The 22,066-nt window shown below is 48.0% G+C and carries 19 protein-coding genes and 1 pseudogene; 12 read left to right on the forward strand and 8 right to left on the reverse strand.

Going from position 1 to position 22,066, the window contains the following annotated elements; genetic code table 11:
- The first annotated feature begins 30 nt into the window (after positions 1-30).
- Both araC and SPM24T3_RS12720 read left to right on the forward strand, forming a co-directional pair.
- The gene (gene araC / locus SPM24T3_RS12715) at positions 31-966 is read left to right on the forward strand and encodes an arabinose operon transcriptional regulator AraC (protein WP_009637168.1); all 936 of its coding nucleotides are present in this window, start codon (positions 31-33) and stop codon (positions 964-966) included.
- A gap of 220 nt (positions 967-1,186) precedes the next feature.
- Positions 1,187-2,233, forward strand: coding sequence for an oxidoreductase (locus tag SPM24T3_RS12720; RefSeq protein ID WP_009637169.1), 1,047 nt, complete (start codon positions 1,187-1,189; stop codon positions 2,231-2,233).
- Between the two features lie 62 nt (positions 2,234-2,295).
- On the opposite strand, the gene add is transcribed toward SPM24T3_RS12720, so the two are convergent.
- The 3 genes from add to manA all read right to left on the reverse strand — a co-directional run bounded on the left by add (position 2,296) and on the right by manA (position 6,405).
- Entirely contained in the window at positions 2,296-3,294 is a 999-nt protein-coding gene (add, locus tag SPM24T3_RS12725; RefSeq protein WP_009637170.1) for an adenosine deaminase, read from the reverse strand.
- Positions 3,295-3,468: 174 nt separating this feature from the next.
- Entirely contained in the window at positions 3,469-5,031 is a 1,563-nt protein-coding gene (locus tag SPM24T3_RS12730) for a YdgA family protein (RefSeq protein ID WP_009637171.1), read from the reverse strand.
- Between the two features lie 195 nt (positions 5,032-5,226).
- On the reverse strand, positions 5,227-6,405 hold the full coding sequence (gene manA / locus SPM24T3_RS12735; RefSeq protein WP_009637172.1) for a mannose-6-phosphate isomerase: 1,179 nt from the start codon (positions 6,403-6,405) through the stop codon (positions 5,227-5,229).
- 229 nt (positions 6,406-6,634) lie between these two features.
- Here manA and fumC point away from each other — a divergent pair, with 229 nt between their 5' ends.
- The 4 genes from fumC to SPM24T3_RS12755 all read left to right on the forward strand — a co-directional run bounded on the left by fumC (position 6,635) and on the right by SPM24T3_RS12755 (position 10,652).
- Complete coding sequence (gene fumC, locus SPM24T3_RS12740; protein WP_009637173.1) at positions 6,635-8,032, forward strand: class II fumarate hydratase; 1,398 nt, start codon at positions 6,635-6,637, stop codon at positions 8,030-8,032.
- Between the two features lie 154 nt (positions 8,033-8,186).
- Positions 8,187-8,600, forward strand: a complete 414-nt coding sequence (locus SPM24T3_RS12745; protein WP_037378442.1) for an Rrf2 family transcriptional regulator — start codon at positions 8,187-8,189, stop codon at positions 8,598-8,600.
- 51 nt (positions 8,601-8,651) lie between these two features.
- On the forward strand, positions 8,652-10,184 hold the full coding sequence (locus tag SPM24T3_RS12750; protein WP_071988428.1) for an MFS transporter: 1,533 nt from the start codon (positions 8,652-8,654) through the stop codon (positions 10,182-10,184).
- A gap of 225 nt (positions 10,185-10,409) precedes the next feature.
- Positions 10,410-10,652, forward strand: coding sequence for an AHL-dependent transcriptional regulator (locus SPM24T3_RS12755; RefSeq protein WP_009637176.1), 243 nt, complete (start codon positions 10,410-10,412; stop codon positions 10,650-10,652).
- A 128-nt stretch (positions 10,653-10,780) separates the two neighbouring features.
- On the opposite strand, the gene SPM24T3_RS12760 is transcribed toward SPM24T3_RS12755, so the two are convergent.
- A complete protein-coding gene (locus tag SPM24T3_RS12760) occupies positions 10,781-11,491 on the reverse strand; it encodes a PAS domain-containing protein (protein ID WP_009637177.1) in 711 nt (236 codons plus the stop codon).
- A 456-nt stretch (positions 11,492-11,947) separates the two neighbouring features.
- The gene (tus, locus tag SPM24T3_RS12765; protein WP_009637178.1) at positions 11,948-12,883 is read right to left on the reverse strand and encodes a DNA replication terminus site-binding protein; all 936 of its coding nucleotides are present in this window, start codon (positions 12,881-12,883) and stop codon (positions 11,948-11,950) included.
- A gap of 343 nt (positions 12,884-13,226) precedes the next feature.
- On the opposite strand from tus, the gene SPM24T3_RS12770 reads away from it, so the two are divergent.
- Positions 13,227-14,921 (forward strand): LTA synthase family protein, encoded by a 1,695-nt coding sequence (locus tag SPM24T3_RS12770; protein ID WP_009637179.1) that lies wholly within the window; start codon positions 13,227-13,229, stop codon positions 14,919-14,921.
- Between the two features lie 24 nt (positions 14,922-14,945).
- On the opposite strand, the gene rluF is transcribed toward SPM24T3_RS12770, so the two are convergent.
- Complete coding sequence (gene rluF, locus SPM24T3_RS12775) at positions 14,946-15,821, reverse strand: 23S rRNA pseudouridine(2604) synthase RluF (RefSeq protein WP_009637180.1); 876 nt, start codon at positions 15,819-15,821, stop codon at positions 14,946-14,948.
- A gap of 92 nt (positions 15,822-15,913) precedes the next feature.
- Positions 15,914-17,215, reverse strand: a complete 1,302-nt coding sequence (locus SPM24T3_RS12780; protein ID WP_009637181.1) for an MFS transporter — start codon at positions 17,213-17,215, stop codon at positions 15,914-15,916.
- 127 nt (positions 17,216-17,342) lie between these two features.
- Between SPM24T3_RS12780 and SPM24T3_RS12785 the strand changes: the two genes are divergently transcribed.
- Both SPM24T3_RS12785 and SPM24T3_RS12790 read left to right on the forward strand, forming a co-directional pair.
- On the forward strand, positions 17,343-18,245 hold the full coding sequence (locus tag SPM24T3_RS12785; protein WP_009637182.1) for a LysR family transcriptional regulator: 903 nt from the start codon (positions 17,343-17,345) through the stop codon (positions 18,243-18,245).
- A 150-nt stretch (positions 18,246-18,395) separates the two neighbouring features.
- The gene (locus SPM24T3_RS12790) at positions 18,396-19,613 is read left to right on the forward strand and encodes an ROK family transcriptional regulator (protein ID WP_009637183.1); all 1,218 of its coding nucleotides are present in this window, start codon (positions 18,396-18,398) and stop codon (positions 19,611-19,613) included.
- Here SPM24T3_RS12790 and SPM24T3_RS12795 read toward each other — a convergent pair whose 3' ends face one another.
- Positions 19,614-20,189 carry a TetR/AcrR family transcriptional regulator gene (locus SPM24T3_RS12795; protein WP_009637185.1) on the reverse strand — a complete coding sequence of 192 codons (576 nt, stop codon included), beginning with the start codon at positions 20,187-20,189 and terminating at the stop codon, positions 19,614-19,616.
- Between the two features lie 228 nt (positions 20,190-20,417).
- Here SPM24T3_RS12795 and SPM24T3_RS25905 point away from each other — a divergent pair.
- The 3 genes and pseudogenes from SPM24T3_RS25905 to bioD form a co-directional block, all read left to right on the forward strand.
- Positions 20,418-20,621: pseudogene (locus SPM24T3_RS25905) on the forward strand (glutathione S-transferase); the annotation flags it as partial.
- Between the two features lie 263 nt (positions 20,622-20,884).
- Positions 20,885-21,115, forward strand: coding sequence for a glutathione S-transferase domain-containing protein (locus SPM24T3_RS25910; protein WP_237713050.1), 231 nt, complete (start codon positions 20,885-20,887; stop codon positions 21,113-21,115).
- Positions 21,116-21,238: 123 nt separating this feature from the next.
- Positions 21,239-21,919 carry a dethiobiotin synthase gene (gene bioD / locus SPM24T3_RS12805; protein ID WP_037378461.1) on the forward strand — a complete coding sequence of 227 codons (681 nt, stop codon included), beginning with the start codon at positions 21,239-21,241 and terminating at the stop codon, positions 21,917-21,919.
- Positions 21,920-22,066: the final 147 nt, after the last annotated feature.

The raw sequence follows: 22,066 nt of genomic DNA on the forward strand, positions 1-22,066 counted from the left end.
AAGACCAGCGTGATGAATTCAGGAGGCCCGATGTATCACCGCATGATTCAGGATCAGCAGTCTAATCCGTTACTTCCCGGATATAGCTTCAATGCCTATCTGGTTGCAGGAATGACCCCCATTTTAGCCGATGGGCCGCTAGACTTTTCAATCGACAGGCCCGGCGGCATGAAGGGCTTTATCCTGAATCTTACTGTCAAAGGGCAGGGCAAAGTTTTCGACGGCGACGATACCTTTTACTGTAATCCCGGCGATCTGCTGCTGTTCCCACCTAAAGCACGCCATCTTTATGCCCGCTCGAGCAACAGTGACTGCTGGTATCACCGCTGGGTCTATTTCCGCCCGCGGGCTTACTGGGCTGATTGGCTGGAATGGCATAGCAAAACGCGTGAAGTAGGCCGTTTGTCGTTACCTAACAATACCTTGCTACTCGAGTTTGACCGTATGTTTGCGAATATCGAACAAACGCAAAAATCGGGACGCCGCTTTGGTGAAGAGCTGGGAATGAACCTGCTGGAAAGACTGCTGTTGCGTGCAATGGAGGAAGATCCGCAGAGCCCGCAAAAAATCATGGATCCGCGAGTCATTGAAGCCTGCCAGTTTATTACCGGCAATCTGGCGGGTGAACTGCGCATTGATGAGGTTGCACGCCACGTTTGTCTGTCTCCGTCTCGCCTTGCGCACCTGTTCCGTGAGCAGGTTGGGATAAATATTTTGCGCTGGCGAGAAGACCAGCGAGTGATCCGCGCCAAGCTTTTGCTGCAAACCACTCAGGAGTCGATTGCGACTATTGGCCGTGTTGTTGGCTATGACGATCAATTGTATTTCTCTAGAGTATTTCGCAAACGTGTCGGGGTAAGTCCAAGCGATTTTCGTCGCCGCAGTCTTGAAATTAACTATCCTGCCAAGCCTTATCGCTCGCATCCCTGGCCGGAAAATGAGGTGACTCCCGCCTACAGCTTCTAATTGCAGCATTGTTCGTCAATCTACTCAAAACCCCGGCAACAGACTCAATCAGTAGCCGGGGATTTTGTGTCGCAGCCTGTAACGCCAGCAGGTGCAACGAGTAAAAAAGCCAGGCTCATCAAGTCATTTTACATCAGTCGTTTATGCTATTTAAGTGCATGATGAGTCTCTTTTTGAGCTAAACTCTTTGCACGTCTTTTTGCAGAGCTTAGGAAAAAATATGACAACCTCCTTACGCGTTGGGCTTATCGGTTATGGTTTCGCCAGCAAGACTTTCCATTCGCCGCTGATTTCCGGGACTTCAGGTCTTGAATTGGCCGTCATATCTAGCAGCGATGCTGCAAAAGTTCAGGCTGACTGGCCATCGGTTAAGGTCGTCGATTCTCCCGAGCAAGTGTTCAACGATCCAACTATTGATCTCGTGGTTATTCCAACGCCTAACACTACGCATTTTCCTCTGGCACAGCAGGCCCTCGAGGCCGGAAAGCACGTCGTTGTCGACAAGCCTTTCACGGTGACTTTGGGTGAAGCACGCTCGCTAAACATCCTTGCAGAAGAACAAGGCAAGCTATTATCGGTGTTTCATAACCGCCGCTGGGACGCCGACTTCCTGACTCTGAAAGCCTTGATCAAAGAAGGTTCGCTGGGCGAAATCGTTTATTTCGAATCCCATTACGATCGTTATCGCCCAGAAGTACAAACTCGCTGGCGTGAATCGGCGGAGTTGGGGAGCGGTATTTGGTATGACCTGGGTTCACACTTGCTGGATCAGGCGCTTGATTTGTTCGGTATGCCCGAGGCGATTCAGTCTGATCAGGCCTTGGTACGTCCTGGAGCCAGGGCGGTAGACTATTTCAATACTGTCTTAACTTATCCGCGTCTGCGCGTAGTGCTGCACAGCACGGTTTATGCCGCTGCGGAAACTGCGCGTTATATCTTGCAGGGTGAAAAGGGCAGCTATGTAAAATACGGGCTTGATCCGCAGGAAGATCGTCTCAAGGCAGGTGAACGCCTGCCACAGCCAGATTGGGGTTACGACATGCGTGATGGGGTCGTCACACTCAGTCATGATGGCGTGCTGGCTGAAAAAAGCCTGCTGACGATCCCGGGTAACTATCCCGCCTATTACGCCGGGGTTCGCGATGCGATTAATGGATTAGGGCCGAATCCGGTGACCGCCGAGCATGCAATCCGCGTTATGGAGCTTATTGAACTGGGAATTGAGTCTGCACAGCAGCAAAAAACGCTGCCGGTTGCCAAAAAATAACGCCCCGTTTTGCAATAAAAAAGGCCAGACAATTTCTGGCCTTTGACGTTTTTAAACCTGAATTACCCTTGAACCTTTACGCGAATACGCTGTTTGTCGGCGTCGCTAATGAAAGCCATCTCAAGGCCGTTTTCCTGTGCCTGACGAATTTCAGCCGGCGTCAAACCTGCTGCCGGAGCGGCGACGTTGTACTCGTGGGCAATCTCGATGCCCTGAACCGCCGGGTCATCGGTATTGATCGATGCCAGCACGCCGTGGCGCAAGAAGGTTGCCAGCGGGTGTTTATCCAACGCAGAAACGGTGCTGGTCTGAATATTTGAGGTCAGGCACGACTCGATACCAATCTGATGCCTGGCCAGGAAATCCATCAGCTCAGGGTCTTCAGCGGCTTTCACGCCGTGACCGATACGTTCGGCTCCCAGCTCACGAATGGCCTGCCAAATGCTTTCCGGACCTGCGGCTTCTCCCGCGTGTACAGTAATGCGCCAGCCCGCGTCACGTCCGCGATTGAAATGATCGAGGAACAGACTCCCCGGGAAGCCAAGCTCGTCGCCGGCCAAGTCCAGCGCCGTGATGCCTTCTTTATGTGCCAGCAGGCCATCAAGTTCTTGCAGACACGCATCCTCACCGAAGGTACGGCTAAGAATGCCGATGAGGTTTACATCAATATCGTGATCGCGACAGCCGCGACGCACGCCATCAATCACCGCCTCTACCACGCCGGCGATGGGCAGCTTATGGTTCATTGCCATGTAATAAGGCGAAAATCGCAGCTCGGCGTAATGAATACCGGCTCTGGCGGCATCGGCGACGTTTTCTTGCGCAATGCGATGACAGGCGTCCAAAGAGCCCAGCACGGCGACGCCCCAGTCAAGTTTCTGCAGGAAACTCACTAAATCAGGCTCGGTTTTGGTTACCTGAACGTGTGGGCGCAAGGCTTCCAGCTCGTTGGCAGGCAGAGTGATATTAAATTGACGACCTAAGTCCAGGATGGTTTGGGCGCGAATGTTGCCGTCGAGATGGCGGTGAATATCAGTAAGAGGAAGTCGAGAGTCAATCATTGGCAGCACCTGTTTTTATTATCAATAAAGTGCAAAGTATTATAGCGTCTTCGGCCCGCGTTGGCACTGAGTGTTGGTTTAACTGCTGATTAAGTAAACCAGATGGTCAAATAAAAAGGGCGCAAAGTCTGCACTTTACGCCCTTGGGCCAACTTACAACTTATGAATTATTAATCATTGCGCAGGCTGGGCAGGGACTACTGGAGGCATTGGCGCATCCGGTTGTGCCTGTGTTTCTGGCTGTGCAGGTGCATTTTCAGCCGGGATCTGCGGTCCACCGAACACGCCAAACAAGCCGGCAAACTGTTGCAGTGTCATTTTCTGGCCATTAAGATCAACCTGATTGTCAGCGTAATGGAAGCTGCTGGTAATCGCGTTGTCTTGCAGGGTGGTGATTTTGAACATCTGGCCCATAGCTGCCAGTCCCTGAACCTGCTGTTTAGCCAGCTTCTCGGCGTCATCGCCGCTGTAACCTTCAACCTTGGCGGTTTGAGTGGTCATTTCAGTGGCCATATCCAAAGGAATGGTCAACTTGGCGTCAACATTGTTGACTAGCCGGGAAATCAACTGGTCTTCAGTCTGCGCTTGCCCGTTGCCTGCCGCCGGGTCTTTCAGGTCAAGCTTAAGCGTGAAGGTGCTCTCGCCTTTGCTGTTTTTCCAGCTCAGCGGATCAATTGTGATGCTCGGACTGCCTTTAAGCAAAATCGGCAGATTAGAAACCAACAGTGCTACGGCCTGCTGCTGGTAAATCTCCGGACTCAGCTTGTCTGCCTGTTGCATCAGTTGCATCGCTTGCTGATTGTAGGTGTCTGAGAACTGCTTCAGCGCCTGCTCGTTAAGCTTATCAAGCTTGACGGTCAGTTTGCCGGAGCCACAATCCGCGCCCTGAATTTTCAAGGCATCGACGCTGTAATCCAGCTGACCTTTCAGGTTTTGCTGCTCTTCGTTAAAGTTGCTGTGAACTTTCATGCCGACAAGTTGCGCTGCGTCTTTACCATCAATATTGACGTTAATGTTATCGGTACTCAGATCACCATCACCGATATAAAGCTGCGACTGTCCGAGATGCGTTTCGCTTTTCACATTAATACCGGAAATAGCCACTTTCTCCAGCTGGCCCAGCTGATTAGGCGAGGTAAACGCCAGATTGCCGATTTTAGTGTCAATATTGACTTTTTTCATCTCGTTGGCGACGTCGAGATTAATGGTGCCGCCAGCAAACTCCAGCTTGCTGTTATTTTTCTCGTAACTCAATGGCAGTACGTTAATCACCGAAGCCGTATCTCCGCTATACCCTACGCGGGTATCGGCGCTAACCGGTGATTTGCCCTGAGTCAGATCGAAGAGATTTTTTACCGTTGGCGTATTTTCCAATTCGGAATGCACTGACGCGGCGCTCGGGATCAGATTGAACTTTTTAAGCTGCGCAAGGGGGAATGGACCATGATCGATTGTCTCAATCAGGGAAATTTCTTCACCCGGTTTCAGTAAATTTTCTGTGGAGTTGCCGGTAGGCTGTACCACAAAGCGCACGTGGCTGCTGAATAACCCGCGCTGATAGTCCTGATAAACAACTTTCGCTCCGCTATTCGGGTAGTGCGCTTGTATCTGCGCATTTGCCGCGTCAATAGCTGCGCCCATGTTGTCTTCAAGCTGTTTCCCGGTGTACCAGGAGGCGCCTGTCCAGGCTGCACCCAGTACCACAATGACGCTTACAGCGACTAAAGATTTTTTCATAGTTCTGTTCATCCTTTTAACAACTATCTTTAAGACAGCTTAACTACAGATACCTAAAGCTATCAAACTTAACGGGTTAGTGCTTCCATTGTGGTGGAAAAAACGGCCAATAGGCAAACATTTAGGAAAATTGGCCGTTTTTAAACATCATTTTGTCGGTTTGTTTACTAATGTTGGCTGAATTGCCGCCGCAGATTACGCCAGCTGGTTATACACCCGAGCAATCCGCCCGTTGCCGCTGACTTCAACCGGTGATTCGCTGGCTGCGATATAACAGGATTCTCCCGGATGCAAAACCACCTGCTGCTGTGCTTTTTCAAGCACCGTCTGGCCTTCAACACAGAAAATAATTGCCGCGCTGTCCTGCGCCAACGTTTGTGGTGCAGATCCCAGGTCGTGCAACGAGAAGGCAAAATCTTCGACGGGAATAGGGAAGCTCAGTTCTCCGCCGCGCTGTTGCCCGGTTGTCAGCAAAGAAGCATGAGGTTTGGCTTCAAACTTGAGATTGGCAAACAGCTCGGGAATATCAATGTATTTCGGGGTCAGCCCTGCACGCAAAACGTTATCTGAGTTAGCCATGACTTCAAGGGCAACGCCTTTGAGATAGGCATGGGGCGTTTCAGCGTAAAGAAACATGGCTTCGCCCGACTTAAGCTCGATGACGTTTAGCAATAGAGGTGAGAACAGCCCGCTGTCATCGGGATAATGCTGCGCAATACTGCTGATTGTGGCCCAAGGCTCACCGTGCTGGGTGTGCAAGGCATTTTTAAGAATATCCAGCGCCAGCGATTTTTCCTCTCCCTTAAGACCAAGCAGGGCGGCAAACAGGTTTTTCAGATGTTCAAAGTCTGGATTAATCAGAAAATGTGCGATATCAGGATGCGCGCCTGAAACCGGCTGTAACAGTGATTGAATCTCGCCCAGCTCGCGAAAACCGTTCATCGCCGCAAAGGGCGTCAAGGCAAAAACCAGTTCTGGCTTGTGGTTGGCGTCTTTATAGTTTCGTTCGGCGGCATCGAGCGGGATCCCGGCCTGATTTTCCTTTTCGAAACCAATAACCGCATTGCTTTTACTTGGATGTACCTGAATCGAAAGCGGCTGATCGGCACACAGCACTTTGAACAGAAACGGCAGCTCACCAAAACGATTGGCGACATTTTCACCCAGATTTGCCGTTAAATCCTGACTGATCAGTTCACGCAGCGAAACGGTATTCCCGCTTTCATCTTCAACAGAAGAACTGCTTTTCGGATGAGCCCCCATCCACAATTCAGCCATGGGTTGATGCTGTGGATTTTCGATTCCGTACAGGTTAGTTAGCGCGTCAACGCTACCCCAGGCATAATTTTGTACATTGTTATGCATCTTTTTCATTGATTAATCCTGAAATGACAGAAAATTTGCTGATAAGTAGACACCGAGTCTCATGTGTTTAGCAACGGGTAATGAATAAAAAGTGCGGTGGGAGACAAATCCAGAAATTCCTACAACAACTCTTTAACCTTATGGTTATAATTGCCTATCCGTCGGCACAGGCATTGGGAGCGTCGTCGGTACCCTGCAACTTATAATTTTATTTAAGAAACCGCGTAAGGAGACAGTAATGGCAGCTCATCGCATTGAAAAAGACTCAATGGGGCCGATAGAAGTACCGGCTGATAAGCTTTGGGGAGCACAGACCGAGCGTTCACTAGAGCATTTTCGTATTTCCAATGAAAAAATGCCCACCGCGCTCATTCATGCCCTCGCTCAGACCAAACGTGCAGCCGCTCGCGTAAATATGGATTTAGGCCTGCTCCCGGCCGACCGTGGTAACGCTATCATTGCCGCCGCAGATGAAGTATTGGCCGACAAGCACACCACCGAATTCCCGCTTTCTATCTGGCAGACCGGTTCCGGTACCCAGACCAACATGAACATGAACGAAGTGCTGGCAAACCGCGGCAGTGAAATCCTCGGCGGCGAGCGTGGCGAAGGTCGTTTGATTCACCCTAACGATGACGTTAACAAGAGCCAGAGCTCCAACGATGTATTCCCTACGGCAATGCACGTTGCAGCGGTGGTTTCTGTTCGCGAACACCTGATCCCTGAATTGAAAGTGTTGCACAAGACGCTGACCTCAAAGGCTGAAGCGTTTAAAGACATCGTCAAGATTGGCCGCACCCATTTGCAGGATGCAACTCCGCTGACTCTGGGACAGGAAATTTCAGGCTGGGCGGCGATGCTGGCTCACAGTCTGGTCCACATTGAAGCGAGCCTGCCTCACATTGCCGAACTGGCATTGGGCGGCACGGCTGTGGGCACCGGCCTGAATACTCATCCGGAATATGCGGTTCGCGTAGCTAAAGAAATTGCCGCGCTGACTGGTCAGCCATTCGTTACTGCGCCAAACAAATTTGAATCTCTGGCTACCTGTGATGCTCTGGTTCATGGGCATGGAGCCTTGAAAGGTCTGGCTGCGTCACTGATGAAAATTGCCAACGACGTGCGCTGGTTGTCTTCTGGCCCACGCAGCGGCATCGGCGAACTTTCTATTCCCGAAAATGAACCGGGCAGCTCGATCATGCCTGGTAAAGTTAACCCAACGCAGTGTGAAGCGATGACGATGCTTTGTGCTCAGGTAATGGGTAATGACGTTGCCGTGAATATCGGCGGTGCATCGGGTAACTTCGAGCTGAACGTGTTCCGTCCGCTGGTTATCCATAACTATCTGCAATCTATTCGCCTGTTGGCCGATGGTATGCAAGGTTTCAACGAGCATTGTGCGGTAGGTATTGAGCCAAATCGTGATCGAATTACACAGTTGCTTAATGATTCCCTGATGCTGGTGACAGCGTTGAACACCCATATTGGCTACGATAAAGCAGCCGAAATTGCTAAAAAAGCCCACAAAGAGGGCCTGACGTTGAAAGCTTCGGCGCTGAAACTGGGTTACCTGACCGAAACTCAGTTCGATGAGTGGGTTCGTCCGGAAGACATGGTTGGCAGCATGAAAAAATAAGTCGTTAATTTTCCATTTTAGAGGAAAAGACTGACTTCAAACTCTGTTCGTTCGCGGGCAGAGTTTTTTTATGCCTTGATTTTGTCTTGCTCGATCAGCTTAATAATTTGACCAGAGCTTGTACTTCGATAATGTAACTGATACGGTGTTGTTTATGACAATGAATACGAAAATGGCCAGCGCCATTCAGATCCTGTGCTTTATCGCTTACGTCGATGAACAAAGTACCCATTCTGAAGCGATTGCTAAAAGTCTGAAAACTAATCCTGTGGTGGTGCGCAAGCTCCTGAAACTCATGGAGCAGCAAGGTCTGGTCTATCTTCGTCAGGGCAGAAACGGCGGGGTAGAGCTGGCTCACGATGTTGAAAATATTACTTTAGCGCAGGTTTATCAGGCTTTAGAAACGGAGCAGGGGCTTTTCTCCCTGCGCGAACAGAATAATGAAAGATGCCCGGTTGCTCGTAGCATGAAGGGGTCGCTGGACCCCATTTTTGATGCTGCAAATAGCGCGGTTATTGCTTCACTAGGCCAAACAACGCTCGCCGATTTGCTTAACAAGGTGCGTTGATTTTTTTTAGATAAAAATGTAACCGACTCAGTTATATTTATAAGGTGTTTTATGACAACCCCAGCCATTGCCTTACCCGCTAGCGGAACACGACAATTGTTGATCCTGCTTTGTGTCTCTGTTCCCTCATTTATGATAAGCCTTGACTCCAATATCATCGCGGTATCGCTTTCCTCTATCGCCTCGAGCTTACATGCCGAATTCGCCGATATTGAGTGGGTGGTTAGCGCCTATACGTTAACTTTTGCGGCGTTACTTATGCCCGCGGGAGCCCTGGCAGACCGATTTGGCAGAAAGCGCATATTAATGATTGGGTTGGCGATATTCACACTGGCCTCTTTGCTGTGCGGATTATCTCACCAGGTACTGCTGCTAAATATCTGTCGTGGGTTTCAAGGCATTGGCGGGGCATTGCAGCTCAGCGCTGCGTTGGCCACGCTTTCGCATACCTTTCGCGGAGCTCAACGAGCTAAGGCATTTGCGTTTTGGGGATCGGTAATCGGTATTGCTATCACTTTAGGGCCCGTGGTTGGCGGATTCATTACCCAGCATTTTGGCTGGCAATGGGCATTTTATATTAATGTGCCAGTGGGGCTGGGAATGATCATGCTGACAGCACGGGTCGCTGAAGAGTCGCGTAATCCTCATGCGGGTCGCCTCGATAAATGGGGATTCATCACTTTTAGCAGCAGCCTGCTTATGCTCACTCTGGCGCTGATATCTGGAAATCACCTTGGCTGGAGCAGTTTTACTATCGTTACAGAATTATCGTCGGCACTCATGTTATTTGTCCTGTTCATTGTTATCGAACTGAACCTCGAACATCCGATGCTTGATTTACGTCTTTTAAACAATAGAACCTATATTGGCGCTAGCATTGCAGGGCTGGCCTATGCTTGCACACTGCTGACTATGCTGGCGTACCTGCCTTTGTATTTTCAAACCGCACTGGGTCTGGACCCGCAATCGGCTGGATTACTGATGTTACCGGTGGCGCTCCCGCTTTTTATCGTCCCTCGAGGGGTCGTCATGTTGCTGGCGCCGCGCTACAGCGGACGCGCGCTGTTGACCGTGGGGTTACTGATCGTGAGCCTCGGATTGTGTTACCTGGCAATCACCGCGACGCGGATAAATTATCTATCGATGCTGGCGGGTTTGCTTTTGATAGGCTGTGGAGCGGGGATACTCAACGGTGAAACGGCTAAATCGGCGATGAGCGTGGTGCCTCCTGAGCGGGCCGGAATGGCGTCGGGTGCCTCGGCAACGATTCGTTTCAGTGGTATGGTGATTGGTTTCGCGGCGCTTGGCGTGATTCTCTATAGCCAGATTTATCATTCTCTCATCAATGATTTACCAGCTTTGAACCTCGACAGCGTGCGTGGAATAGCGAGAAATGTTGCCGCGGGAAATCTGTCTTCGTTCAATCATGACAACTCTTTGCATCGTGTTGCCGTCGCCAGTTTTGCTGCCGGTTATCAACAACTGTTTATTTGGGCTGCTGCCATCAGTGCGATTTGTGCCGTAATAACTTGGCAATTAGTTAGTGCCGAAGATACCGCGCCTTATCCGCGATTGGATAACTAACCGGCACACCCTTATAGTTACAACATACAAGGAAACCAATTAAACTTAGAGGTGCGCACCTAAACAACTCAGATGTCTTTATTATTCTTCAGGAAACTACAAACCAGGCAAGGCAAAGAGTAGTTATTACTCATTGCTCCACATAACCAATACGCTATTTTAATTTATAATACTAAATTACTATAATAGTTAACGGTTAATGTTTGCCTTGCAGTGAGCGGCACAATGAATTTATATGAAAAACAAATGGCAGAAATAAATAATGTTCTGAGTGAATTAATTGGAAGTTTGGAAAGGCTGTCTTTACTGATGTGCGAAGATAAAAAGGAATCAGTACAGCCCTGTGCCAAAAAGCCAGCAACTCTTCAAATATTATCTCATAGAGAGTGTGAAGTTATTTATTGGTCGAGCATAGGGAAAACTTACCAGGAAACTGCCATTATTCTGGGCAATAATTACCCACAGTGAAATTTCATATGGGTAATGTGGTTAGGAACTTAAAAGTATCTAACTCTAGACAGGCAATACGGCGTGCTTTTGAGTTACAAGTCATTTGCAGCTTTGACTAAGCTGATTGACATACCAAACTGACAACTTTATTCCATTATCCCCTCGTCGAAATCTCCTTCGTAACCTATTCTTTTGCTTGATAATAACTTGCCTGGAAGATAACGATGAAGATTGCGTTTTTCGCAAAAGTCCCGAAAGTCATCGAGATGATTGACACCTGCTCTTATATACATAATTGATAATCTATTTTCAATTGTTCTGGGAGAAAGATGTAATACATTACCGATGTCCTTGCTGCTCATACCTTGAAGCTTAAAAAATATAATTTCACACTCTTTCTCGGTAAAAAAATCATCAGGCTTACTTAGCAGCAATGAGCCTGGCAACTTTCCTCTGATGAAATCATTAGGACTGAATACTTCGAGGAATCTTGCGGATACTGCCATGCCTACACACTCATTATCTTCATTATAAAATGGCGTCTTTTTGGTAATGTAAGGATAGTCGACAGATTCAGGATGCACTTCAAGTAAAGTGAATTTTTCCTGAGTGTTTATAACGTGATGGACCTGTTGCTGCCATAATTTCGCGATGTCATCATTCTCTAAGAGGGCAGCAGGAATTTCATTGTCGAGCCGACCTATTATCGAGTCAGGTGATTTTAATCCGGCTAACTTTGCCATGGCCATGTTGGCATAAATATATCGAGTGCTTTTATCGCGAATCCAGAACGGGGTTGGTAACTGATTGAGAGTATGCGTTAACATTTTTGGGAGAATTATAGAATTTGTATCCATACGGAATATCCTCAGTAAGATAATGAGCTATCAAAGAATAGCTTACTCTATTTTAGAGTAATATGGCGAGAGGTGAATCAAACTTTGTTTTTATTAAAGTGTATTTAAAAAGATAAGTAACCCATTGCTGTTTTAGAGATGAAAAAACCGCAGAGAAATATTTCCCACTAAAACTAGAGTATTTGACACCCATAAGTTAAGCGATTAGCACCCTTAAGTCAGCGCATTTATTGGTTGGGGTTATTTCTTGGTGTGATATAATAAAAGCTAATTATATATTTATTATCAATGGGAGGCGGTTAGGATATAAGTAATTAGTTTGTGTTAAATTCCGTTAAAATTTCATGCTTTAAATTGTTGTTTGATGAACTTGCCTGTGACTAATCGATGTGCGGCTACAGGAAAAGCTTGCCATTACTTAGGCAAGTTTTCTCCTGCGATTTAATGCGGGATAAATTACACCGGCTGATCGGTATACAAATGCAGGCGTTTAATCAACAAATTAAGCTGCTGAGATTCTGGTTTGTACTTATGTTTGACTGTACTGGCATCGTAATTACCGAGCTCGCCCAATTTTGGAATTTGTAAAAGGGGTTCTCGCGGGCACAAGGTAATAAATGGTGACGGGCAGGGATGCTGCACTTGCTTTTGGCTATTGCGATACCAAACGCGCGCAATGGGTTGTACCTTTACCGGGCGTTTAATTTTCAGTATCGCGTGCGCAGGAAGTTTTTTCACATCCATGATTTCGCGATTTACGTTATCAATCCACTGTTCACGGCTGAAAGGAGGGACCGCGCGACCGGCAACGAGGCTTTTCTCGAGCTTTTGCAGTAACTCTTCTCGAGTCAGGTTCTTAATAATGTGTTTGTTGGCCCAGCCAAAGCGCACGGAGTCAGGCTGTAAAAGATAATTGATTGAGCGATATGCGTTGAGGGTGATAAGACCTCGCAGCTGGCTGTGCACAAAATCAAAACGCTGCTCAGAGGGCAGGCCCGACTCAACGGTAACAATATGTTCAAGCTCGCTTTTGAGCTTGTTAACCTCTTGAATAAGCAACTGAGCTGCCTGATATTCCGCTTGATCGACGGCATAACAAAGCGCACCTGGAAGCCTGACCGCGGCCTTACTGCTGGCATTTAGCCCGTTGTGATGGATAAAAAGTTTCTGAAAATGTTCCATTGCCAGCTGGTGGGCGGTTTCTCCCTGCTGTGGAGTCACTTCGATGATAGACGCAGGATTGTGCTCGGTGCCTTTTTCGATTTCTGGCAAGCAGAACACTTTTGCTTCAATGAGTTCCAGCTGGTCTAGAAAGCGGGTTAAGTCCGCCGTCGAAAGCTCCAATTCTCTGAAACATTCGCCCATCCGCAATTTTAGATCGTAATGTACCATCATTCCTCCATTTAGTTACAACATACAATATAACTCATTAACCTTGACAGTGCACACATCAGCTGCGGAAGTTTTTAAATTTCAGCAGTGCTTAATGGAATTTAAAATCTCTCATCAGGCCGCAAGGGTAAAATCGTGCACGCATAACGTCCATTTTAATCTGCATGATGCCATGTGATTCTGGTTTATTTGCCAAGAATAGAAGGGTGAAAATAAATTTCCAAAGGTGTCATAAATCAATAAGTGTGTTGTCTTAGATAACTGCTCAACATATTGATTCTTTTATAACATCCTGAACAGGATATTTGAAAAATAATAACTTATAAATAAGGCAATACATATCATGAGAGATAAAAAACACCCGTCCATATTGGCGCAGTATGTTAATGCGCCTAAAAGCTATATTTATTTTTTAGTGTTAATAATTGCGGCTTTTATCATTCTAATGAGCAATTCACCTCGTGATGTTTATCCTCTTGTCACTGCCGCCAGCGCCTATATCTTTTGCTGCGCGATGATGTATTTACTCACGGCGAAGGCTATGTTTGCCATTACTGTTAGCAGTATGCTGGTTATCGTGTTGCAGTTTGTTAATCAGCTCAAGGTACATTTTTATAAAGATAAGCTACTCCTTTCCGACATCTATTTGATGTCAGATTTATCAAATGCGGGCACGCTGATTCATTATCCATCTGCCGGGCTTGCTATCGTCGGATTGATTATATTCGTTGTCTTAACGCTAATTATCGGATGGCGTGCAATACCCCGGCGACCAGGTTTTATTCCTTTGATCATTGCTCTGGGAGTGATGGTGGCCAATGGTGTACTGCTAACTCAATGTATTAATCGCTATCAGCACGCGTGGGCTGGTAGTTTACCGGGAGGGACAGGTGTTTTATCTAACCTGGTGATGTCAGGTAGCAAGGCACGCTACGATTCGCCGTCTTTTTCTGATAGCGCAGAATATTTTACCTTCAGCGCTACTGCTCTTGGCAAGATGACTCAGGTATCCGCGGGAGTGCATCCTGATATTGTTTTGCTACTGCAAGAGTCAACGGTTGATCCGACACTTTACAAGCTGCCTGATCCAACGTTGCTGCCACGTTTCTCGATGTTTGAACAAGGAGACGCGGTGAAAGCGCATACGCTAATGCGAGTTCAAACCTTTGGCGGAGGAACCTGGTTATCGGAGTTTTCGGCACTGACTGGATTGCGCAGCGATGATTTTGGCGCAATGAAAAATGCGGTGTTTTACTCGGTCATAGACCACGTTAATGACAGCCTGTTTAAACAAATGAAAGCCAATGGTTATTATACCGTAATCATCACACCGTTTAATAAGTCAGCTTATAATGCGGGCCATGCCTATAGGATGATGGGGGCCGATAAAATTATCCAGCCTCAGGAGTTAGGTTATCCCGGAAGCCTGCAGGATAACCTTTGGCATATTACTACTGCCGATATGCTGGGTTATGTCAAAGAAGTCTTGGCCACGTACACTGACAAACCGTTATTTATCTACGCGTTGACCATGTATGAGCATGGGCCTTACGACAGCCACCATAACGATGACTATCAGTTAGGCGCGGTAGTGAAAAATGCAGAATCTGCCGGTAAGTTCAGCCATTACTTGGAGAAAATCAAAACATCTGAAACGGCGCTTGAAGATTTTTTCCAGTTTGTCGCCCTGCGCCAAAGACCCACGATGTTTATGCATTTTGGTGACCATCAGCCAAATATCAGCTGGGAGAACGGCTATGCGTCCTCCTCGGCGGATGCCATGCACCTAACGCAGTTCAGTCTGCGTGACAACATGAGCACGCCTTCGGTTTCAGACCTTGGTCCGGTGACGGATATTGCCTTTCTGGGAGGGATGTTACTCGAACATGCGCAGCTGAAAGTGTCCCCATTTTATCAGGCCAATATCGATATGCGCCATCTGTGCCATGGCGCTCTGAGTGAATGTGCGGACAAATCGCTTTATAACAGCTACAGACATTACGTCTATGACGTCCTAAAGGCAGCTTCTCAACCTTGAGGAGTTTTCAATATTAAAGAGGGCTTAACGGCCTTTCTTTTTACGCCCAGCCTGGGCAAAGCGTTTACGAGAGGAAGCGTTATTGTCTGTTTTTTCAGGTTTTTTTACGCCTGAAATCATAGGCTTTTTAACTGCAGAAGTTTTGGCAGGCGCTTTTTTCGCTGGTTTTGCATCTTCCGAACTTGAGTTTTCAATCAGTTTAAATAACTCGATCAGCTCATCATCGGTCAGATCACGCCATTCACCCAGCGGCAATCCTTTCAGATTGACGTTCATAATACGTGTGCGTTCAAGTTTGGTAACTTCAAAGCCAAAATGCTTGGTCATACGACGGATCTGGCGATTTAGCCCTTGCACCAGCGTAATGCGGAACACAAACGGTGCTTCTTTCTTCACTTTGCATTTTTTAGTCACTGTGCCAAGCATCGGAACACCGGCCCCCATACCGTGAATAAACTCATCGGTGATAGGCTTATTTACAGTCACTAAGTATTCTTTTTCGTGATTATTTCCGGCGCGAAGAATTTTATTAACCAGATCGCCGTGATTAGTGAGGAAAATAAGTCCTTGAGAGTCTTTATCCAGGCGGCCAATGGGAAAAACACGCTTGCTATGGTTGACGAAATCGCTGATGTTGTCTTTTTCGCCTTCTTCCATCGTGGTAATAATGCCTACCGGCTTATTTAGCGCGATAAGCACCAAATCTTCTTCGTCACGCGGCTCAATAAGCTGACCATTAACTTTGACCACATCACCGGCAAATACCTGATCGCCAACGGCGGCGCGCTTACCGTTAATAAAAACGTTGCCCTGTTCAACATAACGGTCGGCATCACGGCGAGAGCAGATACCGCTCTCGCTAATGTATTTGTTCAGACGAATGGAGGATGGAGTCAGCATGATCTTTTCCGCAAAAGGCGGAACTATACCTCAACACAGTTCCATTGCGAAGCCTAAGAGCAACGAATCTTGCCGGTAAATCTCACCGCGATTTAATTGCGTACAACGCGCGATTCAGCCAGACGCATGAGTCGATAACCAATCCCAATCGCTATAGCCAGCATCACACAAATGTAAGCGGTGATCCCACCCCAGGCAAACTTGTTCCAGAAAAAGCCGCCTAGTGTCCCGGCAACGCTGGAACCGGCATAATAGCTAAATAAATAGAGTGAAGAAGCCTGTCCTTTAGCGCGTCTTGCGCGTTTGCCGATCCAGCCGCTGGCGACCGAGTGGGCAGCAAAGAAGCCACCGGTCACCATCGCCATACCGATAAACACCAGCCAAACCGGCGAAAGCGCAGTGATCAAAATCCCAACCAGCATCAGCAGCAGTGAGCCAATCAGCACCGGTCCACGTCCATAAACCGCGGTGAGGGCACCGGCCTTCGGAGAGCTATAAGTTCCCATCAAGTAGGCTATCGACAAAATACCGACAATCGCCTGACTAAGATGGTAAGGAGCACCGAGCAGACGATAACCAATGTAGTTAAACATGGTCACAAAGCTCCCCATAATCAGGAAACCTTCGGCAAACAGCAGCGGCAAACCGCTGTCACGCCAGTGAAGTTTGAAATTAATCAATAGCTTGCGTGGACTCAAGGAGCTGGCGCGAAAATGGGCAGAAGCGGGCAGGATTTTCCAGAACATCGCCGCAGAAAGCAGCGCAAAAACGCCAATCACCGCTACCGCAGTACGCCATGACACAAAATCGGTTAACACACCGGTTAATAGACGCCCACTCATGCCGCCAATCGAGTTGCCGCTGATATACAGCCCCATCGAGAACGCCACGACACTTGGGTGAATTTCTTCGCTGAGATAGGTCATCGCCACGGCTGCAACGCCGCTCAAAGACAGGCCCACCAAGGCACGCATCACCAGAATTGCGTGCCAACTGGTCATCACCGAGCAAATCAGGGTGCAAATAGCCGCCAGCATCAGGCCAACTACCATCACGTTTTTACGCCCCACGGCATCGGAAATGGGTCCGGTAAACAGCAATCCAATGGCTAACAGACCGGTCGCTGCCGAAAGTGACAAACTGCTTGCCGCCGGAGAAACGCCGAAATCTTGCGACAGCACCGGCATGATCGGTTGAACGCAATAAAGCAGGGCGAAAGTCGCCAGACCGGCAGAAAACAGCGCCAGCGTGACGCGAATAAACTGCGGCGTGCCGCGCTTGATATAGATACCTTTAACCTGCGGTGAGACTTGCGATGTGGAAGCGTGCAGTTCGTCATCGTTTACCGATTGGCCTGCCGAGTGGGAAGCTGGCTGCCGACGCGTGGTATTCACGTGAAATCCTTAATTAAATTAATATGACAAATACGGGAATGTTTAAAAATTTTACTCAGGTTTACAGACTTTTTCTAATATATTAATTCCTATGGTTTGATACTTTAAACATATCAATGGAGGTTTAATGCTCAATGTAGAGCTAAGACATTTGCGCTATTTTATTGCCGTTGCCGAAGAGCTGCATTTTGGCCGTGCTGCGGAGAGGCTCAATATTTCACAGCCCCCTTTAAGCCAACAAATTCAGTCGCTTGAAGCTCAAATTGGCGCAGTTTTATTGTATCGGAACAACCGTACTGTGCGCCTGACTCAGGCGGGGGAAATGTTTCTTAAAGAAGCCAAAAGTATTATCGGCAAAGTTGAGGATATTTCACAGCAAGCCGCGCGAATTCATCGGGGAGAAGAGGGCAAATTGACCATCGGTTTAACCTCGTCAGCCCCTTTTCTTAAAAAAGTTTCTCGCGTATTACGGCGTTTTCGCACCGCGCATCCTCTGGTAAATATCCGTATTGAAGAACTAAACAGCCAGCAGCAGATGAACCCTTTGGTTGAGGGAAAGCTTGATTTAGGGGTTATGCGTAATGGCGTGTTGCCAGATGCTTTACAGCATCATCTATTGCGATCCGAACCGCTGATTGCCGTGGTCCCCTCTAATCATCCACTTACCCACTTGCCTGCCGGCGAGCTTACTTACCGTCATCTGGCCGATCAGCCCTTCGTATTTTTTTCCAAAGATGTCGGCACCTCGCTTTATGACGATATTCTTAATCGTCTGGCCGAGGCTGGAATTACACCGTTTATTACCCAGGAAGTCGGAGAGGCATTGACCATCATCGGGCTTATCTCGGCAGGCCTGGGGGTTTCCATTTTACCGTCTTCCTATCAGCGGATTCAGGTAGACGGCGTGAAGTACCTTTCATTTAAAGATCAGCAGGTCAATACCGAGGTCTGGCTGGTTAGCCATCGACATCGACCGCTGTCGGCACCTGCTTTGGCGCTGGCAAAAATGATGATGGAAGAAGATGATTAATCGGTGAAAACCGCTAACTTGATTCGGTATTAACTGCAATATGTGCACTAAATCACATATCGAATCAAATAGTTGATGATATCTGACAAAAGTAGGCAGATAAGATTTACTATTTATTTTGAGGCGTGAAAAAATAGCGAGGCAAGTTGAGTGATAGTGGAAGGACAGCCGGGACATATCGATCAAATCAAGCAAATTAATGCCGGTGCGGTCTACCGTCTGATAGATCAGTTTGGTCCAATTTCCCGCATCGAATTGTCTAAAAAAGCACAGTTGGCTCCGGCAAGTATCACCAAGATTGTCCGTGAACTCGTGCAGGCACATTTGGTTCAGGAAACCGAGTATCAGGAACCGGGCATGCGCGGTCGTCCTGCAATCGGACTGCTCCTCGATACCCAGGCCTGGCACTATCTTTCTGCGCGCATCAGCCTTGGGACCTTGACTCTGAGCCTGCGCGACCTCAGCAGCAAACTGGTCGCCGAAGACGTGGTGCCGCTGCCTGCAGAAGACGCCGTGCCATTCCTTGAGCGCGTTATCGCGCATATTGATCAATTCTTCATTAGGCACCAGCAAAAACTTGAACGCCTAACAGCGATGGCCATTACATTGCCGGGCATGATCGACGCCACCCGTGGCGTGATTCAAAAAATGCCGTTTTATCCGGTAGAAGATGTTCCACTGGGCACTGCGCTGGCAGAACGCAGCGGTTTGCCGGTTTTCGTACAGCACGATATCGCCGCCTGGACTAAAGCCGAATCGCTGTACGGCGCTTCACGTGGTTTTCGCAATGTAATTCAAGTGGTGATTGATGACAATGTCGGCGCCGGGGTCATCACCAGCGGGCAGGTTCTCCACGGCAGCAGCAGCAGTGTTGTTGAAATTGGTCATACTCAGGTTGATCCCTACGGAAAACGTTGTTATTGCGGCAATCATGGATGCCTGGAAACACTGGCCAGCATCGAGAATATTCTTGAGCTGGTGAGGCAGCGTTTATGCGTGACGAATAATTCGTTGCTCAGCGGTCAGCAGATTACCGTTGAGAATCTCTGTGACGCCGCCAATCGTGGTGACGCGCTGGCAAAAGATGTGATTGTTGGCGTTGGACAAAACGTCGGGCGAATTTTGGCTATTATGGTTAATTTGTTTAATCCAGAGAAAATCTTGATTGGCTCGCCGTTGAATCAGGCTCAGGCTATCTTGCATCCGGCCATTATGTCTTGCATCCAGCAGCAATCCCTTCCGGCTTACAGTGAGCATATCCAGCTCGAATCCACGCTATTTTCCAATCACGGCACCATGCCGGGTGCCGCACTGGTTAAAGATGCACTTTATAATGGCTCTTTGCTGGTCAAACTGTTGCAGGGTTAATTAAGCTGGCAGTAGGCCTGCGGCCCGATAATTTTCAATTAGCTCATCAAATAAGGCGAGATCAGAACGACTTCTTGCCAAGAGCTGGGCGCCTGCCACTGCGGCGTAAATTGCCCGGGCACGCTTTTCGCTTTGCTCTGCACTGACTATCCCCGCAGCGAGTAATACCTTGCTGAGCCATGCAACATGCACATCGGCATAGGCCTGAACCTCTATTTTCACTGCTTCGGGAAGCTCATTGTATTCTGCCGCCATATAGCTGCCGAGACACAGCCGATTATCGTTTTCCAACGATCGGCGAAATATCTCCGGGTACTGACGAAGCCCGTTCAATGGGTCTTGCGATTCTGACCACATGGCCTGGAGATCAGCCGCCGAACCTTCCCAATAGCGCCTCGCCACCGCGGCACCCAGGTCAGCCTTACTGGGAAAATGATGATACATACTGGCTGATTTTATACCGACCAGCTCGGCAAGATCGCGAAAGTTCAAACCACCGTAACCACGCGCCTGCGCCACACCTCGTGCGGCCTCAAGGATATTTTCCCGAGAATTGGTCTTGCTCTGATTTCCCATCATTCTGTCCATAACACTAATAATCTGCACATTATATCTGCAAAGTTAAAACCTACCAAGTGGAAGGTAGATTTTTTGATTGACACTCTAAACAATTGCCTCTAACTTAAACCTACCAAGTGATAGGTAGTCTAGTGCTTTTGCATTCACCATGGATTACCTGACTCTTTAAGCGGAAGCTTTCAACAAGGCATGCCGAAAAATCACTCAATTTTAGGAACCTATACGATGAACACTAAATTACGCCTATTTACTTCGCCATCAGCTTTTCCCAACCCACAGCGCCTGCGTATTTTCCTGCACGAGAAGGGGATAGCCGATCAGTTTGAGGAGCACGTTTATGATATGTCACCCGTTGGCGAACAGCGTCAATGGCCGCATCTGAAAATGAATCCGTGGGGTGAAACCCCGACATTGCAATTAGAAGATGGCAGCTTTATTTCGGAAACGGCGGCGATCGTTCGTTACCTCGATCAGGCTTATCCAGGACGCAAAATCATGGGAGAAACGCCTTTGCAGCAGGGGCTGGATAATATGTGGGACAACCGCATCTGGGTGCATATTCTTTACCGCATTGTGACTGCGTTTCACGTTCTTTACCAAGGGCTGGGGCCTAAACTGGAACTTACCACCAACCCTGGTTGGGGTGAACACTGTCGCAAGGAAGCATTGGCTCATGCCGGGCTGGTAAACATTTGTCCGACGGCCGGCAGTGGTTACTGGGTGGCGACCAGCCAACGTTTTCAGACATCACGCTGGCAACCGCCATTGCCTTCTCTAAGTTTCCTGTTAATGCTTTGCCATTGGATGAGCGTTTTGAGCATCTTGATGCCTTCTGGCAGCGCTGGCAGTTACGTCCGGCTTTCCAAAATGCGTATGCCGATAGTAACAGCGGTGTTAAAGAGTTGGACGAAAAATTGCGCTAACGCAAGTTACTGACCATTTCATTCCCCTACACTTATTGCGTATTTGACCCGTTTTAGTGGTCAACTCTCCGTGTTTATTACAGAGAGTTGAATTAAATGGAATTTTTCGGGAGTGAACTGCATATGTTGACGCACATTTTTGTAACGGGATCGGATTCCCGTGTAGGTAAGACCATTGTTTCTCGCGCATTATTACAGGCCATGGCGGCGCAGGGAAAAATTGTGTTGGGATATAAACCTATCGCAACCGGCAATCAGGATTTAGCCGATGGCGTCCAAAATAAAGATGCTGAAACTCTGCAAAAGTCATCCTCGCTGGCTTATCCACTGGCTAAAATAACCCCTTTTGCTTTATCTGATGAGGATATTTTCACCTGCGATCTGCCAGTTGATATTTTTGAGCAAATGAGCGAAGGGCTGTATTTCCTGCAACAGGAGGCTGACATTGTTGTGGTCGAAGGCTGTGACGGATGGCGAACGTTGGTAACTTCACAACGGCCGTATGCCGATTGGGTCATTGAGAGCGATATGCCGGTTATTTTGGTAGTCGGGATACAGCAAGGGTGCGTCAGTCAGGCGCTAATGACCGCGCAATCAATTATCAATGATGGTGTGCCATTATTGGGCTGGATAGCGAATCGAATTAACCCCTGTCTGGCGCATTATGCTGAAACCATTGAAGTGATTAAATTGAATATTACAGCTCCTTTGTTAGGCGAGATTCCTTATTTACCCCGCGCAGAATCGCGTGAAATGGCGCAGTTTCTTGACCTCGATTTACTTGAAGCCATTTCTATGGCTTAAGGTTAAAAGTTACAGCAGACTCCCCGTGGCCGTGGTTTCAATAATAACGCTAAACCGCACGAGATAGTGAAAACCATAATTGACGGCGTCATATGTTGATGGTTTGTTAAAATGAAACGCTGATAATTTTGCCTGGATACGCCTCGC

The sequence above is a fragment of the Serratia sp. M24T3 genome, assembly GCF_000257645.1.
In the GTDB taxonomy this organism is placed as follows: domain Bacteria; phylum Pseudomonadota; class Gammaproteobacteria; order Enterobacterales; family Enterobacteriaceae; genus Rouxiella.

Coding starts and splice junctions, on each gene's coding strand:
- SPM24T3_RS12720 (WP_009637169.1), top strand. CDS start 1,187: ATGACAACCTCCTTACGCGTTGGGCTTATCGGTTATGGTTTCGCCAGC.
- SPM24T3_RS12750 (WP_071988428.1), top strand. CDS start 8,652: ATGACAACCCCAGCCATTGCCTTACCCGCTAGCGGAACACGACAATTG.
- add (WP_009637170.1), bottom strand. CDS start 3,294: ATGATTGACTCTCGACTTCCTCTTACTGATATTCACCGCCATCTCGAC.
- SPM24T3_RS12730 (WP_009637171.1), bottom strand. CDS start 5,031: ATGAAAAAATCTTTAGTCGCTGTAAGCGTCATTGTGGTACTGGGTGCA.
- SPM24T3_RS12760 (WP_009637177.1), bottom strand. CDS start 11,491: ATGGATACAAATTCTATAATTCTCCCAAAAATGTTAACGCATACTCTC.
- SPM24T3_RS12770 (WP_009637179.1), top strand. CDS start 13,227: ATGAGAGATAAAAAACACCCGTCCATATTGGCGCAGTATGTTAATGCG.
- manA (WP_009637172.1), bottom strand. CDS start 6,405: ATGAAAAAGATGCATAACAATGTACAAAATTATGCCTGGGGTAGCGTT.
- fumC (WP_009637173.1), top strand. CDS start 6,635: ATGGCAGCTCATCGCATTGAAAAAGACTCAATGGGGCCGATAGAAGTA.
- SPM24T3_RS12755 (WP_009637176.1), top strand. CDS start 10,410: ATGAATTTATATGAAAAACAAATGGCAGAAATAAATAATGTTCTGAGT.
- araC (WP_009637168.1), top strand. CDS start 31: ATGTATCACCGCATGATTCAGGATCAGCAGTCTAATCCGTTACTTCCC.
- tus (WP_009637178.1), bottom strand. CDS start 12,883: ATGGTACATTACGATCTAAAATTGCGGATGGGCGAATGTTTCAGAGAA.
- SPM24T3_RS12745 (WP_037378442.1), top strand. CDS start 8,187: ATGACAATGAATACGAAAATGGCCAGCGCCATTCAGATCCTGTGCTTT.
- bioD (WP_037378461.1), top strand. CDS start 21,239: ATGTTGACGCACATTTTTGTAACGGGATCGGATTCCCGTGTAGGTAAG.
- SPM24T3_RS12785 (WP_009637182.1), top strand. CDS start 17,343: ATGCTCAATGTAGAGCTAAGACATTTGCGCTATTTTATTGCCGTTGCC.
- rluF (WP_009637180.1), bottom strand. CDS start 15,821: ATGCTGACTCCATCCTCCATTCGTCTGAACAAATACATTAGCGAGAGC.
- SPM24T3_RS12795 (WP_009637185.1), bottom strand. CDS start 20,189: ATGGGAAATCAGAGCAAGACCAATTCTCGGGAAAATATCCTTGAGGCC.